Annotated in this window: 1 protein-coding gene; it reads right to left on the reverse strand. The window is 67.1% G+C overall.

Translation table 11 applies throughout. The features are described from left to right. Positions 1-123: 123 nt before the first annotated feature. Positions 124-1122: a replication initiator gene (locus FH608_RS51135; RefSeq protein WP_226900765.1), complete on the reverse strand. Its 999-nt coding sequence runs from the start codon at positions 1120-1122 to the stop codon at positions 124-126. Positions 1123-1187 lie beyond the last annotated feature (65 nt).

A 1187-nucleotide genomic window follows, 5' to 3' on the forward strand; every position in this document is an offset into this window, starting at 1 on the left:
GCGGAGACTTCACTCTGGGTTAGGATATCGCCCGCCCTCAGAAGTGCTGGAGGAATGGTTCGGGAATTTGGTTGCGGCGTGATATAGTTTCATTTGGGTCGAGTCCGGAATAGTCGGAGCCCCTCACGCATGCTCGCGGACGGGCAACTCATCGAGGTTGTCGAGCGGCTGAACACGCCGATCCAGCGTGCCGACGCATTCGGCCGCCTTGGTGGCGTACTTGGCGATGTAGGCGGCGACGGCCTGTTCGGTGAGATCGCCATCCATCGTGATGCGGCGGACGTCGAGCTGTGTGCCCCAGCGGAACGTCCGGCCGAGCGGCTTTACCTCCGCGGTGACGACCGCCGCCGCATGGTGGACGGCTTCCGCCAGAGCATCGGCGGTCGCCCAGGCCGGTGGTGGCGAGGACGGTCCGTCAGGACCATCGAGGCGGATGACCGCGTGGAAGTGAACGACGCCACGCCTCTGATACTCGGCGACCTTGGCAAAGGAGATCATCACCTGTTCGCGCAACGCCTTGACGGTCAGGCCGTTGAGCCTGGCGAAGCGGCGACGTAGGGCGAGAGTGAAGCGGCGCCACAGTTCCGGGCTGATGGCGTTGAACAGGACCGAGCCGTCATAGTCGTAGCAGTCGGGGCACAGCGGTTCCCCGAGTCGCTGATCGTGGGCGCTGTGCCGTTTGGTGCATGACATGACCCGCCCGTGCGGGCAGGTCTCGGCGTCACGGCGGGCGTGGCAGGGCAGGACCTTGCCGTTTTTCTCCCGCCGAGCGTGGACCTCTCCAAACGACGGTGCGGTGAGGGTGACGAACAGGCACGGGTGAGCGCTGACCGTCTCCGGCACGCCCTTGCCGCCGACGAGGCCGGCGCGGACGAGTTGGTAGGTGTCGGCGCGGTAGACCTCGGCGCAGGCCGGGCACCGGGAGGCGCGGCGGGTCTTGCACGGGACGCGCAGGACGCCGTTGGGTTCGGTGCGGGTGGTGTAGCGGTGCAGGAGCCGACCGGTGGCCTGGTCGTAGTGTTCGACCTTGCCGCGCAGGTGGATGGGCTGGCGGCAGCCGCCGGTCCGCTTGATCTGGGAGGCCCAGCGGTCGTAGTCGGGTTGGCTGAGCCGGTGGATCATCCCGGCGACAGCGTGGGAGTGGGCAAGGTGGGGCAAGATGGGTTCCGTCCTATCCAGTGACGCTG

This window comes from Nonomuraea phyllanthi (assembly GCF_006334985.2).
Lineage (GTDB): Bacteria > Actinomycetota > Actinomycetes > Streptosporangiales > Streptosporangiaceae > Nonomuraea > Nonomuraea phyllanthi.

Excerpts from the sequence above, each read along its gene's own strand:
- FH608_RS51135 (WP_226900765.1), bottom strand. The coding sequence starts at position 1,122 with ATGATCCACCGGCTCAGCCAACCCGACTACGACCGCTGGGCCTCCCAG.